This window comes from Brevibacillus brevis NBRC 100599 (assembly GCF_000010165.1).
Classification (GTDB): domain Bacteria; phylum Bacillota; class Bacilli; order Brevibacillales; family Brevibacillaceae; genus Brevibacillus; species Brevibacillus brevis_D.
Window position 1 is genome coordinate 1,329,152 of the sequence record NC_012491.1, and the last position, 16,248, is coordinate 1,345,399.

General features: G+C 44.9%; 17 protein-coding genes. 10 read left to right on the top strand and 7 right to left on the bottom strand.

Going from position 1 to position 16,248, the window contains the following annotated elements; translation table 11 throughout:
- Positions 1 to 8 precede the first annotated feature (8 nt).
- Complete coding sequence (locus BBR47_RS06860; RefSeq protein WP_231850568.1) at positions 9 to 902, top strand: nucleotidyl transferase AbiEii/AbiGii toxin family protein; 894 nt, start codon at positions 9 to 11, stop codon at positions 900 to 902.
- A gap of 163 nt (positions 903 to 1,065) precedes the next feature.
- Positions 1,066 to 2,682 carry a GMC family oxidoreductase gene (locus tag BBR47_RS06865; protein ID WP_012685027.1) on the top strand — a complete coding sequence of 539 codons (1,617 nt, stop codon included), beginning with the start codon at positions 1,066 to 1,068 and terminating at the stop codon, positions 2,680 to 2,682.
- Between the two features lie 177 nt (positions 2,683 to 2,859).
- On the opposite strand, the gene BBR47_RS06870 is transcribed toward BBR47_RS06865, so the two are convergent.
- Both BBR47_RS06870 and BBR47_RS06875 read right to left on the bottom strand, forming a co-directional pair.
- The gene (locus BBR47_RS06870) at positions 2,860 to 3,291 is read right to left on the bottom strand and encodes a DUF1259 domain-containing protein (protein WP_012685028.1); all 432 of its coding nucleotides are present in this window, start codon (positions 3,289 to 3,291) and stop codon (positions 2,860 to 2,862) included.
- A 51-nt stretch (positions 3,292 to 3,342) separates the two neighbouring features.
- Positions 3,343 to 3,768 carry a DUF1259 domain-containing protein gene (locus BBR47_RS06875; RefSeq protein WP_012685029.1) on the bottom strand — a complete coding sequence of 142 codons (426 nt, stop codon included), beginning with the start codon at positions 3,766 to 3,768 and terminating at the stop codon, positions 3,343 to 3,345.
- Between the two features lie 412 nt (positions 3,769 to 4,180).
- Here BBR47_RS06875 and imm47 point away from each other — a divergent pair, with 412 nt between their 5' ends.
- From imm47 to BBR47_RS06900, 5 genes are all read left to right on the top strand, one after another.
- The gene (imm47, locus tag BBR47_RS06880) at positions 4,181 to 4,975 is read left to right on the top strand and encodes an Imm47 family immunity protein (protein WP_012685030.1); all 795 of its coding nucleotides are present in this window, start codon (positions 4,181 to 4,183) and stop codon (positions 4,973 to 4,975) included.
- 53 nt (positions 4,976 to 5,028) lie between these two features.
- Entirely contained in the window at positions 5,029 to 5,445 is a 417-nt protein-coding gene (locus tag BBR47_RS06885) for a hypothetical protein (RefSeq protein ID WP_012685031.1), read from the top strand.
- Positions 5,446 to 5,713: 268 nt separating this feature from the next.
- Positions 5,714 to 6,415 (top strand): Imm3 family immunity protein, encoded by a 702-nt coding sequence (locus tag BBR47_RS06890; protein ID WP_012685033.1) that lies wholly within the window; start codon positions 5,714 to 5,716, stop codon positions 6,413 to 6,415.
- The gene (locus BBR47_RS06895; RefSeq protein WP_012685034.1) at positions 6,412 to 6,783 is read left to right on the top strand and encodes a hypothetical protein; all 372 of its coding nucleotides are present in this window, start codon (positions 6,412 to 6,414) and stop codon (positions 6,781 to 6,783) included. The genes BBR47_RS06890 and BBR47_RS06895 overlap by 4 nt, the downstream gene beginning before the upstream one ends.
- A gap of 72 nt (positions 6,784 to 6,855) precedes the next feature.
- Positions 6,856 to 7,308, top strand: coding sequence for a Dps family protein (locus tag BBR47_RS06900; RefSeq protein ID WP_081437224.1), 453 nt, complete (start codon positions 6,856 to 6,858; stop codon positions 7,306 to 7,308).
- Positions 7,309 to 7,445: 137 nt separating this feature from the next.
- On the opposite strand, the gene BBR47_RS06905 is transcribed toward BBR47_RS06900, so the two are convergent.
- A complete protein-coding gene (locus tag BBR47_RS06905; protein WP_012685036.1) occupies positions 7,446 to 7,910 on the bottom strand; it encodes a GNAT family N-acetyltransferase in 465 nt (154 codons plus the stop codon).
- Between the two features lie 453 nt (positions 7,911 to 8,363).
- Between BBR47_RS06905 and coaA the strand changes: the two genes are divergently transcribed.
- Together coaA and BBR47_RS06915 are read left to right on the top strand one after the other, a co-directional pair.
- Complete coding sequence (coaA, locus tag BBR47_RS06910; protein WP_231850569.1) at positions 8,364 to 9,302, top strand: type I pantothenate kinase; 939 nt, start codon at positions 8,364 to 8,366, stop codon at positions 9,300 to 9,302.
- A gap of 26 nt (positions 9,303 to 9,328) precedes the next feature.
- The gene (locus tag BBR47_RS06915) at positions 9,329 to 9,781 is read left to right on the top strand and encodes a DUF523 domain-containing protein (protein ID WP_012685038.1); all 453 of its coding nucleotides are present in this window, start codon (positions 9,329 to 9,331) and stop codon (positions 9,779 to 9,781) included.
- Positions 9,782 to 9,813: 32 nt separating this feature from the next.
- Here the strand turns inward: BBR47_RS06915 and BBR47_RS06920 are convergent, their stop codons facing one another.
- Positions 9,814 to 11,337, bottom strand: coding sequence for a glycine betaine uptake BCCT transporter (locus BBR47_RS06920; protein ID WP_012685039.1), 1,524 nt, complete (start codon positions 11,335 to 11,337; stop codon positions 9,814 to 9,816).
- A gap of 92 nt (positions 11,338 to 11,429) precedes the next feature.
- A complete protein-coding gene (locus BBR47_RS06925; RefSeq protein WP_012685040.1) occupies positions 11,430 to 12,302 on the bottom strand; it encodes a LysR family transcriptional regulator in 873 nt (290 codons plus the stop codon).
- Positions 12,303 to 12,458: 156 nt separating this feature from the next.
- Here BBR47_RS06925 and BBR47_RS06930 point away from each other — a divergent pair, with 156 nt between their 5' ends.
- Positions 12,459 to 13,751: an NCS2 family permease gene (locus tag BBR47_RS06930; protein ID WP_012685041.1), complete on the top strand. Its 1,293-nt coding sequence runs from the start codon at positions 12,459 to 12,461 to the stop codon at positions 13,749 to 13,751.
- Between the two features lie 187 nt (positions 13,752 to 13,938).
- On the opposite strand, the gene BBR47_RS06935 is transcribed toward BBR47_RS06930, so the two are convergent.
- Entirely contained in the window at positions 13,939 to 15,009 is a 1,071-nt protein-coding gene (locus BBR47_RS06935; protein ID WP_012685042.1) for a hypothetical protein, read from the bottom strand.
- Between the two features lie 151 nt (positions 15,010 to 15,160).
- Positions 15,161 to 16,117 (bottom strand): GntR family transcriptional regulator, encoded by a 957-nt coding sequence (locus BBR47_RS06940; RefSeq protein WP_012685044.1) that lies wholly within the window; start codon positions 16,115 to 16,117, stop codon positions 15,161 to 15,163.
- Positions 16,118 to 16,248: the final 131 nt, after the last annotated feature.

Genomic DNA, 16,248 nt, shown 5'->3' on the forward strand with positions numbered 1-16,248 from the left:
GGAGGATCATGATGATTACATACGACGATGTAGCAGAGTTGGAATATGAGGCGAGAGAGCTCATTGTTTTGGAAGCACTGTTGAGAAGAATTGCTCTTGTGAATATGCCCTTTGTTTTAAAAGGCAGCCTTCTAACCAGACAATATTTGGACAACCGAGAGATTCGGGACGCGGATGATATCGATTTATTGTATGCGGGGAAGATCAGGGACGTCGAACATGCCCACGAAGTATTTACACAATGGATGATCCAAGTAACCGAAATGGATCTGAACGACGGCGTGGTGTTTAGAAGTTTTCGAAAAAATGCATTTTGGAGATATATCGATTACGCAATGGCAGATGATTTTCCGACGATCAATACGGATATTGCCTATTATTTCACAGGTCAAACAAGGGAAGCGAATGACTATAACGAGCTTAATCTGGATATTTCGTTTAACCTGGAAATGGATGCAGAACCGGTTCCGCTACAGTACCAACCTGCCATTGGGGAAAGCTTCTTGGTTCCGTACACTGTGCCCCTGTCCATCCAGGTTGCTTGGAAGCTGCATCAAACGATTGTAAGGCCGAGGTTTAAAGACTTGTACGATTTGAAATTTTTACTCTCCCACCCGTCCTATGACAACGATGCGCTCAAGGAAACATTACAGGCGCTCGTGAACGAATGCAGTATCGATCCATCTATTAAAAAAGCGGATATAAAAAAGGTGCTGGTCGATGATTTACAGCACATATACGATGCATTATCCTACGATTACGACCTGAGAAAATATGCGGGCAGCATGGATCGTGGCCTTTATTTTACACAGTTTGTCAGTGATTTGCGTAAAAAGATGGATGTTGCCGGGATTAATGGGTATGCGTTTGAAAGTTTGCCAAGTCCAACACCGAAAAAATAGAAACAGCATAGGAAGTGAAGTAGGCTTATTCCGTCTGTCGTGGTAGACGGAATGAGCTTTTTTTAAATCATTCACCATCATCATTCATGAATAATACCCTACATTAACCCAATTTCCTCGAGTTCATGGGATGATCCAAACTGTACATGTAGGGGAGTAGCGAATGAGCGGAAGCAAACAGAAAGATGGGAAAATCACTTTTGATTACATTGTTGTCGGCACCGGTCCAGCAGGCTCTGTGATTGCAAAGAAACTAACGGACGATAAAAAAACATCCGTTCTCGTATTGGAAGCAGGAGAAAATAATGATAGGGACACGCCAATTAGCAACTCAACGTTTGCTTTAGAGCTGGAGGAGATGTATCTTCCTCAATATTTTTGGCAAGGAGAAGGAGTACCTCAGGAAAAAGTAAATGAACGAAGTTTTGAATGGACGACGGGGCGATTATTGGGTGGAGGCACTTCTATTAACACACAGCAGTATGTAAGACCTACGTCAGCAGTTTTTCAGCAATGGGAGAAGCTGCTGGGGCCTCTTTGGTCACCAAAGAATGCAACTCGCACTTTCCGAAAAATGGAGAATTACAATGGAAAGACAAACAATAAAGAGGCTCGTGGCTATAAGGGATTGATCGACATTCGGCAAGCACCCGAAAATCCAACACTCATGTCCAAAAAATTAGTGTCAGCCATCGAGAAAGCAACAGGATTTAAAAAAGTTCTCGATTATAATGACCCGAAAACTCCCCTCGGACCCTTTACGCGTTGGCAATTATTTCAGCAACCAAATGGACGGCGAGAAAGTGCTTCCACCGCTTTTCTATCATCAGATATCATGACTACTGCTGGTCAAGGAGTCAATGGTCGAAAGCTGCAAGTTTTCTTTAAATCAACAGTTCTTCGGGTATTATTTAAGAATAAGCGAGCAATTGGCGTAGAATTTCTCAAAGAGGGTAAACGCGTGCGAGCCTACTCTCGGAAAAAAGTAATCATCTCAGCAGGCATCAATAGTTCTCAGCTTCTAATGCTTTCTGGAATCGGTCCCGCCAAAATGCTTAAGGACGAAGGAATCCCAGTTGTTTTCGCCAACCCCCATGTAGGCAAAGGCCTTAGAAACCACACGCTCAACTTTGCAGAGTTTAGTGCCAATCCGAAAGATAATCCATTGCCTGAGGATGATCCAAATGCACTTTTTACAGGTGGGGCCTTTTTGCCAGATCCCACTCCTGGCTCAAACAAAACTCGTCGGGCAGTCCAACTGATTGGAATCGGCTCAAAAGGGAAACTGACGATCGCTATCCTTTTCCTAAAACCAAAAAGCCGTGGTTCCATAAAAATACAAAGCAATGATCCGTTGAAAATCGTGCTGGCTGATGAAGGATATCTCCATAATCCCGCAGATCTTGAAGCAGTTAAAAACTGCTATAAGGTATATATCAAGAAGATAGCTGCACAATTAACTGCGATCGATCGATCATATCGGCTTGTTTCGCCGACTCTAGACATCATCAATAATAATCGCAAGCTTGAAGAGTTCATCAAAAATAATTTTGACCATAATCATCATGAACAAGGTGCGCTTCGCATGGCGCCTTTAAGCAAGGGCGGAGTGGTGGATAGCTATGGTCAAGTCCACGGAGTAAAGGACTTAATTGTTGCTGATGATTCGATTATTCCATTCACGGTGGATGGCAACACGTCTGCACCAGCCTACCTGATTGGAAATACAATTGCACAGCAGCTCGTGAAACAAAACGCGCGAGATAATAAGAAAAGGTGAAAGGAGTTACGAAAATGGCAAAATCCCGTGAATCCGCAATTGTACGGAGATTCAGGGGATACTATTCGTGGATTGCCGTTTTACGAAATCTCGGGCTTTTGGTTTGAAACTGAGCGGCAGTCTTGGACGATATCACCACGTCATACTGCCGCTGTTTTCTGTTATCAATACCAATGATTACCCCAAAAACGCAATAGAACGCTTCACTTTTCTTGCGAATGCAATGGGATTATCAATCGACTCCCAATGAATATACATAAGACGCGGGTTGTCAAAGAGCCAGTGATTATGGACTGCTGTTACCTTTATCCCGTTTTTGCGAAGGTTTGACAGCAAACGGTTTACTTGATTTTGGAAGAGAGCCGTTTCCCCTAAACATAGTGCACGGCCTGAACTGTTCAAGGATTCGAAGGAGAACAATTGATAGCGGACCAACGGGGATGTTGTTTTTCTGCCTAATATGGACGCATTGAATTTTCTATTTCTGGAAACGAAACAAACAGGACCTCTTGTAATTTCATGCTCAGTTCCACCTAAAATGGCAGAAAATCGGTTACACAACCTTCTAAACTGAGGACTTGCCTTTGCTTTTGCCTTTACTTTGCCCATATTCGTCATCCTTTCGATTATGATGAAATGAAAACTTCATGGCTCCACCATTTAACCTAGGAATGCGATGGACTCTTTGGTTTTCCTGGCGAATACGATAGGATTCTCTATCGCTTCCCAATGCATATACATTAAGCGCGGATTTTCTTTTAGCCAGTGGTTGTGAAGTGCCGTCACTTTAATCCCGCGTTTGCGGAGATTCGACATCAAGCGGTTCACTTGATTTTGGTGAACGGCAGTCTCTCCCAAACAAAGGGCACGGCCCGACTTATCAAGAGATTCAAACGAAAACATTTGAGCTCGAACTAAAGGGGAAAGCGTACGTCTTCCCAAGATGGTTTCTCGAAGATTTGTAAGGCGCATAACAAAACAAACCGGCCCACTATCAACTTCCGATTCGCCCCCTAATATTTTTCCAAATCGGGTACAGAGCCGTTTGAATTGTGGGCTAACCTTCGCTTTCGCTTTATTCGCCATAGTAATCCTCCTTTTGTCAATCTCGAATTAGCTTATGACTGACAGTAAAAAGGGAAATGAGTAAATTGTGGTTTTTTTACATGGAAAAAGCACAGATTTCATTCTAGGTCCTAGTTGTTCTCCCTAAGCACACTTCTGACGATTTACTCGTAGAGGAGTTTATAGGATAAATATCATGATGATGCAGTGAAGAACGAGGAATGGAAAAAGTCTCAGTTATAGATGTACTCGGTGACTTTGTATTGAAAGAACTCGTCCTGGAAATTTAGGTGCAGTCCTAGATGGAGCGCGTCTCTATAAAACACGATTTGCAGATGCAAAATGGGTTGAGGAGTGGATAGTGCAGAATGATATCCACACAGCAGCGTACATAAAAAAGCCACAAGAATGGAATGAGGACGGTGAATAGGGAATGGAACAAAGCATCAGCATTTCAAACAACATTTGGTTTGGGCAACCATCATCCTCCAGCCCATCTACTATAAAAGAAAACCTGTTACGTGCAACCACAGAGCACGAAGCCTTATTTCATCTGATTGAACTATTCAAATTGGGAGATTTCACGCAAAAACGACTACTTTTTCAGCTCATGAATTACACGAATGACGAGGCTCTATTAAACCTGTGTATTAGAGTGTTTTGCTCCATCTCAACACACGAAGACTTGAGAGATTCCAATCATCTTCTTTTTCTTGGAGAAGGGAACAAAGCGGCAGTGGATACCTTTGCGTCTGAGGCTATTACGACACTTTCCCTTGAAGTCATTCCATATCTGATGGCCTTGCTGGAAGAGTGGGACTCCATTCGTGACACTTCGGTAATGATCAGAGATTCGATTGACTGCTTTATAAATTTCAAAGAACACCTGGGTGATAATGCGACAGTTGATGAGATTGGTGAGTATTACAAAGATTTCATGGAAGATTGTGATGCGGGGCAATATTACTATCATCAAAATTTGTCCTTTCTTGGGGATCTGACAAAAATACTCATGCAAAGGGTATTTATCGCTGCCAATCATGAACAAATGCTCCGAATGGAACTTATTCCATCTTTATTGTCGACTTGGTCAGGTGAAAAAGTACCTGGGGACTACCACACCATAATCACGAGCGAGAATTATAAAGATTATGTAAGCTATGTGAAAGGTCTTGCAAACAGAAAATGGGAGAAGGGTCAAAAGTATTTTTACGGTCATCTACTGTAAGTGTATTTGGAAGACATGAGAAAAAACTTGAATATTGAATGGAGGTGATCAGCATGTACAAAGAATTAGATGTTTTCATAACAGGCTGCCAAAATACCGTTGATTATTGGTATGACGATGGCTGCATGATAGTGTATGACATGTTAACGAAGTTCAGCCAAAAGGATTGGGAAGACCTGTCCAGTCATGTGCTGATGAAACCGTTAGAATGGCAGCGAAAACTCGCGTACTGTATGGACAGTTCTTGTAACGAGCATGAACTGAACATTCTACTATCGTTGCTGGATACGGATGATGAGGAACTTTTCGTGATCTGTGTAGATACTTTGAGAAGCTATACGACCCTAGAAGGGAAACAAATGATACGTGACAATCCTGCTGTGCTCGTTCGTGTAAATGAATTGCTTCCCAGAGCTGGTGTTGCGACTAGGGGAGTATTAGAGGATTTTCTTGTGAAAATACATGGCTAGTTAGCTTCATTTATTGAGCTACTAAATTACGGAGAGCTGTCTCAATGGTTGTGGATGCAACCGTGAGTCATGAAGCAAATCGTGTATGATGGCTTTTCTTTTCCACATGAGTGCTGCAAGTGAAGGGAAGCGAACTCGAATGGTTTTACATGTAGCAAAAGAGATAGAGTCAGGAGATGGAACGGAATATTTGGAAGAGTATCTTCCCCTCGTTCGTTATAAATACGCGGAACTAAGCTTGAATGTTTAGAGCAAGGGGGAAAGTAAAATGGAAGAAAGCTTGGAGTGGGAATACCAAGAGCTCTTTGATGAAATTAATAAAGATTATTTAGCGTACAGAGCAAGGAACATGAGTCTGTCCGAATGCCTCGCTAGAACATGGGATGTATACGAAAATGTGGAAAACATGGGGGAAATGGAGAAGATCGTTGTTAATGTCGCTTTCGGTGAACTATCTCTATTGCCAGCAAAGATTTTCGTTAACCTCAAAAAGCACACTGTAGAAGCATTAAATCAGTTGAATATGTTCGAACTGCAACAGGTGTTAACAACCGAGCAATTGACAGATCTGATGAGGCGTAGGGACCATGTTTTGCAAAATATAGAACACAAACCTGTCGATGCTCATCCGCTAGTTAGATGGTACTATTCTGAAATGAAGGACGAGGTAATTAAATTTCTGAATGTATTCACGCAAGAAACAAGCCATGACGGTGATATCATTATTCTTGCTGCACAAGAAAGATTTCAAAGGGACTGCAAAAATACACGTGGAGAAAATATGAATGTCCAAACAACTATAGCTGAGTTTTTAATCAGTAAAAACATAACGAATTATGAACGGTTTCATTTACTTAAAAGTGAGATACAACAGTTTCAACCTGATCAATTAAATGAGCAGCTTTCGCTAGATGAAAAAGCAGAGTTAACCCTGCGGATTAAAAAAGTACGTAACATGTATGAAAAATGATTAATCACGACTGGAATCAGCGGTTCATCGGAGGCGTTTTCATCAATAAACGGCGAATATTGAAAAGCATAAATATCATCTTTACAAGAGAAGGCGTCATTTTTGATGATGTTTGTATGATTGCGACATACAGGACGTACGCTCTGGATGATCCTGAGCGATGTGCGATCGACCAAGTTGTCCTGAGCATGGAATTCCCCGGCTATCCCGAAGAAACAGCTTGTATAACCTATGACGAATACTTGCAGGTTATTGAATGTGGCTTGCAAGATGTTATGGACAGATACGAGGATTCAGAGCGGGAAGAAATTTTACAGACGCTAGAAAAAGCAAGAAATGAGCTGGGTAGAAAGAATGAACTGACATGAAAAGAATAGAACCGCCCAATTCACCACATACTACAAATGCTATATCTATACCATGAGAGGTGGAGCGTCCGGATGAGTATGACAATGAGTCGGCCTGTGACCGACGTACTTAATAAACAGGTGGCCAACTGGTCTGTGCTGTATATGAAGCTGCATCATTATCACTGGTTTGTCAAAGGACCGAATTTTTTTACCCTGCATGAAAAATTCGAGGAGCTATATAACGAGGCAGCCAAAAATGTAGATGCGCTGGCGGAGCGGCTGTTAACGGTTGGGGGCAAGCCCGTTTCGACGTTGAAGGCCTGTATGGAGCAGGCATCCATTAAGGAAGCGACAGGTGGAGAGTCTGCGGATCAGATGGTAGAGGCGGTCGTAAGCGATTTTACACTGCTGATCAAAGAGCTAAAAGAAGGGATTACAGCCGCGGAAGCAGGGGACGATGAAGCGACTGGCGATATGTTCTTAGGCATCATGGACAGCTTGCAAAAGCATGTGTGGATGCTGCAAGCCCACTTGGGAAAATAACGAGAAACTCTTTTACAAACAGAGCTGATGCCATGGGGTATCGGCTTTTTTCTTAGGCTCTGTTAAAGTTTAATGTTGCTATTAAGGAAAAAATACGAACTTCCAATTATTTGGACCTTTTACTTGAAAAAGAGCTATTAACACTCATATACCATTTTTAGAAACTCAAATGTGCTACCATTTGTATCTTGCATAAAAGTCTTTACATCTTTAAATCCAACTTTTCTGTATAGTTTTATCGCTCTTTGATTAAAAGTTGCCACTGATAATGTAATTTTTTCAGGTTTAAATTCTGATTGAATAAAGTTAATACCTGCCCTTACAAATTCTATTCCATTGCCTTTTCCAGTTAAATCTGGTCTCATTCCTAAACCAATATCAAAAATTCTGTCAGTAACTTTACTAATACTAAGGAAAGCAAACAATTCATTTTCTTTTGTTACAGCAAACGTTGAGTCCCCTCGTTCCTCTGGGTTTAAAAATTCGTCTAAATCTTCTTTGTCAGCTTCCATATCATAAAAAGAATACTCACCATCATAATGCCAGTTAAATGCAATATTTTCAGCTTGTTCTTGGGTCAAAATACTAAATTTATAAGCCATTGAATTCCCCTTCGCAACTTTTGATTCAATCACCTAATTCAACAATCCTGCCCCATTAGATGAATAAGAAACAATGTTATGCCACAAATTTATTTAACCGAATTGTATCATAGGTTTCCAAATTTTATAGTAAATTCCCTGAATCGTTGTATCCATCTCTTTGTGAGTAGCGTATGTTTTAAAGGCACGCCAAGAATCGGTGCATAATATATTTTCACTTGAAAGTTTATGGGAGGATGCTGTAAGCGCATCAATTCAATACTCTTTTAGTCGATGTTTTTCAGCTGAATTTTAACTGTAACAGAGTCTTTTCTTATGTACTCAGGAAGGCAAAGTGCAGAGATGGTCTGATTTGGGACAACCCCCTTGTTCCCAAGAGAGACATGCTGGTGTAAACTAACTTTGTGTTGATTTAAAGAAAGCACTTTCATGATGGAAAGGATGTACATTCCCATGGCATCACCCTATGTTACATTTAATCGCGAGCAGTGGAGTGCTCTGCGGGCTTCCACGCCGTTGACCATATCTGATAACGAGCTTTCCCTTTTGCAGGGCTTGAATGAGAAAATGTCCATGACCGAAGTCTCCGACATTTATCTTCCCTTGTCCCGTCTGCTGAATTTGTATGTCGGGGGCACGCAGGAGCTGTACCAGGCGACCCACACTTTTTTAGGGAACCAGGATGGTAAGGTTCCATTCATTATTGGTATAGCAGGCAGTGTGGCTGTGGGCAAAAGTACAACGGCTCGCATTTTGCAGACGCTGTTATCCCGCTGGCCGAATCATCCGAAGGTCGATTTGGTAACGACCGATGGATTCCTGTATCCGAACAAGGTTCTAGAAGACAGAGGAATCATGAAGCGCAAGGGATTCCCGGAGAGTTATGACTTGCGCCGCTTTATCAACTTTTTATCCGATGTAAAATCGGGTTTGCCTGAAGTGAAAGCGCCAGTTTATTCCCACCTTGTATATGACATCGTGCCAGATGAATGGCAGACCGTCAGACAGCCTGACATTTTGATTGTGGAAGGCTTGAATGTGCTGCAACCGCCTAGAGGTGACGAAAACGATGCCCGTATTTCCGAGGTCATTGTTTCCGATTTCTTTGACTTCACGATTTACGTTCATGCGGAAGAGAAACACATCCTGCAATGGTATGTAGAGCGATTCAAGCTACTGCGTCAGACTGCGTTCTCCGATCCATCCTCGTATTTCAAGCGTTACGCGAGTTTGTCTGACGAGGAGGCGACTGAGGTAGCCACCGGTATTTGGACGGAGATCAATGGAGCCAACCTGCGCCAAAACATTTTGCCGACGCGTGTTCGCGCGCAATTGATTTTGGACAAGGGGCAGAATCATATGGTGCAAAGCGTGAAGCTGCGCAAGCTGTAGATAGATAAAAGGGGGAGACGGTTGTCATGAAAGTGATTAGTGCCTGTTTGATCGGCTGTGAATGCCGTTACGATCAGAAGTCATGCTTGGACCAAGAGCTGGAGCAATTGCTTCGGGAAGGAAAGGCTATTCCTGTCTGTCCTGAACAGCTGGGAGGATTGCCAACACCACGACCACCAGCAGAAATCATCGGGGGGACTGGAGAAGATGTTCTGGATGGCAAAGCACGCATCATAGACGACACTGGCCAAGATGTCACCGAGGAATTTTTGATGGGGGCGAACCAAGCGCTAAAGCTGGCGAAAACGGTTGGAGCCACATCCGCCATCTTAAAAGAAAACAGCCCGTCCTGTGGAAGCTCCTACGTTTACGATGGCAGCTTTTCCGGGAAAAAAGTGCCGGGTGTCGGGCTGACGGCGGCGCTGTTTCGCAGAAACGGGATTGAGGTAACATCCGAGGCGAAAGCAACCAATGAATAACACGGGGGGACGCGATGGACAGCGTCCCCTTTTTACAACTCCTTCAACAACCTCTCCAGCTTCTTCTGCTGATCCTTCCGTTTCTTTTTCGCAATCCGGTCTTCTTCCTGTAGTGCCATGACAAGGGAAAAGCACATCAGGACCATGATGACGGTAAAGGGTAGCGCTGCCACAATGGAGGCTGTCTGTAGTCCTTCTAAGCCGCCGCTTAACAATAGAACGATCGCGATTGCGGATTGGAGGACGCCCCAGGTGATTTTTACCCGATTCGAGGGGTCCAGGTTGCCATCAGATGACAGCATGCCGAGCACGAAAATAGCTGAATCCGCTGACGTGATAAAAAACGTGATGATCAACAGAATCGCAACGACAGCGAGAATGTATCCCATAGGCAACTGCTCCAGTGCGAGGAACAACGCAGTCGAGATGTCGCTTTGTACCGCTGCTCCTATAGGCGCTTGATCAAAAATTTCGAGATGAAGGGCAGTCCCGCCAAACACCGAAAACCAAATAAAGCTCAACAAGCTCGGAACGAGCATCACGCAAATGACGAATTCCTTGATCGTGCGACCTTTGGAGACGCGTGCGATAAACATGCCGACGAACGGCGCCCAGGCAATCCACCACGACCAGTAAAACAGCGTCCAGTTTGCTACCCATGTCCCTTGTGTAAAAGGGGTCAGCCGCAAGCTCATCGAGATGAGGTTGTTCAAATAACTGCCCAGCGTGCTGGTGAAGGCGTCAAAAATAAACGAAGTTGGTCCCAATACGAGCGTTAGTAGGAGGAGCAACAAGGCGAATACGAGATTCGTATTGCTCAAATACTTGATCCCCCGATCTAGTCCGGTCGTAGCGGAGAGCAGAAATAGCACGGTAATCAAGGAAATAATGACGATTTGCACGGTGGTGCTGGACGGCAGTCCGAAGAGGTGAGACAAGCCTCCGTTTATTTGCAGAGTTCCGAGGCCAAGTGAGGTCGCGACACCGAATGCCGTGGCGATGACAGCCAAAATATCGATCCCTTTTCCGAGCGGTCCGTGTATGCGTTCACCGAACAACGGGCCAAAGGTGGAGGAAATCAAGCCCTTCGCACCTTTGCGAAATTGAAAATACGCGAGAGTGAGCGCGATGAGAGCGTAGATCCCCCAAGGATGCAGGCCCCAGTGAAAAAACGCATAGCGCAGAGCAGTTTGTGCGGCTTCGGTCGTTTGCCCAGTCACACCTGCTGGCGGAGCGAAGTAATGAGAGACGGGCTCTGCCACTCCCCAAAAGACAAGACCGATCCCCATCCCAGCAGAAAACAACATAGCAAACCAGGTAGGGAGCGAATATTCCGGCTCGTCATCGTCGCTCCCCAAAGGGATTTGTCCGTATCTGCTAAAGGCAAGGAAGATGCAAAAGATCAGAAAACCGAAAGTCACGATTAAATAAAACCAGCCAAAATTCGTCGTGGTCACTTTCAGGACTTGAGAAGCCGCAGCGGCGAAAAGCTCCGGAGAAATCGCGCCGAACAGCACAATAACAAATACAATGACCAAGGATATCAGGAAAGTCATCTTTATCCTCCCGGGAATCTACAAGAAATGGTAATAGTTATCATCCCGCGGGATTTCCAAGATTATTCCGGATGGACCGCCCTTGAATGGAATTACAATGAAAACGTCTCGATAAACCGATTCGCTGCTTTGGACAAATGGCGTCCAGACTGCCAAACGACAGCAGCGGAAGAATAAATGGAAGTTCCGGAGAGTCGAATCCCGCGAATTTGTTCGCTCTGATGCGTTTCCCACGCCGAGATGGGGACGATGGAGGAACCGACCGAGGAGGCGACCATGCTGACGATGAGAGAGATGTCCGGGCACTCGCAGATGACGTGTGGTTCCACGCCTAGACGGGAGAATTCCTTGATAATCAAGTCGTAAATGCCCAATCCTGGCGTGCTCGGCATGATGAGTGGGAGCTCGGCGATTTCGCGCATTTCGATTGCTTTTCGATCGGCATAGGGGGAGGTGGCAGGAACGATGAGCACAAAATCCTCTTCCTCCAGCGGAATCATGGTGCAGTTGTTCAACGAGTGGGGAAGGCGTACGATAGCGACTTCTATGGTTCTTCGCTCCAGCCACTGATTGAGAAGCTGCGTATCGCCTTTCCAAATTTTATAGGTGATGAGCGGGTATTTTTGCTGAAATACACGAATTTGTTCTGGCAGGCGATAGGCCGACAGTGCACTGACACCGATGGAAAGTGTCCCACGAATGCCTTCGCCTGTTTCTTTTACCTCGGAGAGGGCTTCCTCCATTTGATGAACGATATTAAGCGCCTGTTTATAAAGAGTGATGCCTGCTTCTGTCAGGACTATTTGTTTTCCTGAGCGCTCAACAAGCATGGTTCCGAGCTCCTCCTCCATTTGCTTCAGCTGCTGACTCAAAGGCGGCTGGGCCATGTTCAGTCTTTTAGCCGCCCCCGTTATCTGACCCTCTTCTGCTATGGCGATAAAGTAACGCAGTTGCCGAATATCCACACACAAGCCCTTCTTTCCCTACGAGAATGGTTCCATATGAAAACGATATGAAAATTAGATTTTATGGATATTTTTCATATTGATGATGCTATGATAGCATGTTACCTGTGAATCTTCACTTCATGGAATAGACATAAAGGAAAGAAGGGAAAATCTGTGCGTACGTGGATGGAAAAGCTATTTCACTTGCGCGCTTACGACACGACGTTTCAAAGGGAACTCATCGCCGGATTTATTGGCTTTGTCACCATTGTCTACATTGTTGCCGTAAACGCTTCGATTTTAAATGATGCTGGAATACCGATGGAAGCAGGCATTCTGGCGACTGTGTTGACGGCATTTATCGGGTCACTTCTCATGGCCTTTTGGGCAAATGCTCCTATTATTCTCGTTCCCGGCATGGGGATTAACGCTCTGTTTACGTTCACATTATGCCAATCCATGGGCCTCACTTGGCAACAAGCGTTGGCTGCTGTTTTTGTTTCGGGTCTGATCTTTACTGTGATTGCCTTTACCAAGGCTGCGACGATATTGTCCAATGCGATTCCCGCTTCACTAAAAGAAGCGATTACCGTAGGGATTGGGTTGTTCTTAACCTTCATCGGTCTGCAAAAAGGCGGGCTGATCGTCATGAATCCGTCTACGTTTGTCGCGCTGGGTGACTTGTCCAGCCCGCATGTGATCGTCACGCTGATTACTTTGATTGTTACGTTGATTTTGTTTGTTCGAAATGTACCAGGCAACTTCCTGATCGGAATTGCGGTTGGTACAGGACTTGGCTTTTTGTTCGGGATTGTCGAACCAGGAGGGGGAGGGACGTTCTCGTTCGCGGATTACGGAAGCGTATTTGCGGGTCTTTCCTTTTCAGCCATTTGGGCGTTGCCATTTTGGATCGCGACCTTCTCATTGGCGATGGTCATCGTCTTTGAAAATATTGGCTTGATTCATGGGCATACCTCGATGCTTGGACAGCCGCAGAAGTTCAGACGTTCGCTGCAAGCAAATGCGTTGTCGGCTGCTATCTCTGGCATTTTGGGATCCAGCCCGACGGTTTCGACGGTGGAGACCGCGGCAGGAATCGCAGCGGGAGGAAGGACGGGACTGACCGCACTTGTAACAGGTACCTTGTTCCTGCTCTCACTTGGTTTGCTTCCTGTCATCAAAATGATTCCAGATGGAGCGATTGCTCCAGTGCTCATCATCATTGGCGCACTGATGCTGCAAAACGTACAGAATATCAATTTGAAGGACTTCTCGGAAGGCTTCCCTGCTTTTTTGATCATCGCAATTATTCCGTTGTCCTACAGCATTGTAGATGGAATTGCGTTTGGATTCGTAGCGTATCCGCTCATGAAGCTCGCTTTGGGCAAACGTCGCGAAGTGCCTGCGCTCATGTACGTCATCGCGGGATTGTTCTTGCTGAATCTCATGCTGCCGATCTTCACATAAAAGAGTAGTTTTCCCTCGACTTGGGTCGGGGGTTTTTTCGTTCTGTTCTCTAGAAAGTGGCGGAAGGGTTGTAGAGGAGAAGCAAAAAAGATTTGCGAAGCTGTAAGTGGAAAACCTACCTAAGAACAAAAAAAGTCCCTTTGCCTATGAGAGAGGCAAAGGGATTATTCGTGGAGAGATGCGGTGATTATCGTTTTACCAGCGTAAACGCTTGTTTTACTTGGTCCAGAGACATCATCAGAGGGATGAATTTCTTCCCTTCTTTGCTTGCTGGGTCAAATACGGAGTCTTGTGGCAAGCTTACTACATAAACCGTGTTGGTTGCTTGGTTACGTGCAATTTCGACACCGATTGGCGGCTCGTCCGGGTTGTTCAGTTTTTTCCAGTCATTCAGGTCAAACGCAGTGATAACGACAGCAGTTGCACGATCTTCTGCTTTGTCAGTATTGAAGATGAAGCGGGTTACGCTCTTTGCTTCTGGCAAGAATTCGTCTGCATGTGGGCCGGTTTTTTCCTCGACAAGGATATTGCCGTTCCAAGATTTTGGACCTTTAAAAGCAAAGGCAGAGTCTTGGCTTTTGAAAGTATCATGATAGACTTCGAGTGGTGTTACAGCTGGTTCGAAGTTGGCACTCATCAACTCCCACTTGCTTTGGTTCCACTTCCATTTGGACTTGAGGTAGCCGCGAACATCTGCATTGTAATCACCAGTCAGACGCTCTGTACCTTCCAGTACGTAGAGACCATTCTTATTTAGATCAATTGGTTTCAGTTCGACGAAGTCCGCTCCGACTACACCTGCTTTGTTTTTATCCAGACCTGGCAGGCTGAGCTCTTTCGCTTTTTCATCTTTAACGGTGTAGATGTGATTGGTTGTGTAGCCGCCGCTTCCGCCTGTGCTTGCAGTAACCATGATCTCATCTTTTTTATCGTAAGTGAAATCTTGAACGGAGAGCTTCGGCTCGTAGCCGCTGTCCTTCACGTCAATGGTAAAAGATTTCTTCGTTTTGCCATCTGTTACTTTGATAGTGAGATCCTTCACGTATGGGCTGTTTTTCTCTTTTTTTCCGTACAGAACGACTGTGTCTACGGTCTTGTCACCCGTTACGTCTGCTGTTTTTTTCGTAATCTCTTGCAAGCCTTTTGGTGTAGCAGTTGTGTTGTTGGCATCTGCTGTAATGGCGTACCCACCAGTGAAAAGTGCAGAAGTAAGTACCGTTCCTGTTACGAGTTTGTTCAAGTGTTTCAAGTGTTTCATGTGATGAATCTCCTCCCCAGTCTTGCTGACTGATCATGATGAAAAGTGTCGTTTGTGCTTGTCCTTGCTATATGTTCATTATGTACGATAGGGTGGATGCATTGGTTACAGACTATCGACATAATTCCTACAAATCAGTAACAGGTAAAGGTTAAGGTGCTAGTAGGTTGCTCGCTTCTTTTAGCAGTGCCTCGCTGCTTTGCTCCAACAGCATGGGATAGAGACGTGTTTTGTCTGGAGCTAGCGCGAGGAGCTGATCATATACCGCAGCGGAGGCATAGAGCAAATCAGAATCGTGGATAATCTGGTGCAAGGAGCGTTCATCAGCGAATCCTGCGGTCATGTGTTGAATCTGTTCGATACCTGCCTCTTGTACACGTCCTGCCATCCATTCCCCGCCTTTCTTTCCGAGACAAACAAACCCAACTGCACGGCCTGCCTCCAAGCGAGCGATCTCCAAAAGGGTGCTCGTCTGGGCATTTGCTCCAATGATGAGGACTGATTTGTGATAACGAGCAGCTAATTCTTTTACTTCTTCTGCATGGTTGACGGTGGTAACAATTTGGTCGGCATCTTGTAAGGCAGAGAGTACATCTGAATGGTTTTCAAGATAGGCAACCTGAATGGAGTGACCGATGATGTCTTCTATTTTCTTACGATAAAAAGGATGATCATGCTCGTGACATTCCACCAAGAGCCATCGGGATTCTTTTTTGGACCGGGAAAGAAACAAGTGTCCGTAAGCAATGGAAGCAAGCATCAGCTCATCCAGCGAAAACGGAAGCTGCTGTGCTTCAGTCAGGATGGTTTTGGCGTGATCATAAAGCGATTGCTGACGCATGCGAAAGGCAGCAATCACAGCTTTGTCGGCGATAGAGGTACCACGACCCTTTTGCATATGGACGAGACCTTCATCCCGTAGCTGTGTGTATACAGCATTAATGGTGTTGCGGTTGACTTGCAGCTGATCGGCTAATTGGGCAGCAGGTGGTAGCATTTCGCCCGGTTGAAGGTGTCCAAGGCCAATGAGAAGCTTCAATTGTTCTTTGATTTGCACATGGATCGGGATTGGAAAGTCCGCATTTAGCCGCACAAGTGATTGAGTCATGGATATTCGCCTCACAGTTTGGGGTTTGTATTTTATTTTACTAAATATCTAGGTAACTAGCTATTATTTATGTTTTTGTAAGATAGCTTACAGAACAAGGAAGGGCCACTTGCTACGATGTGAGCAGGAGG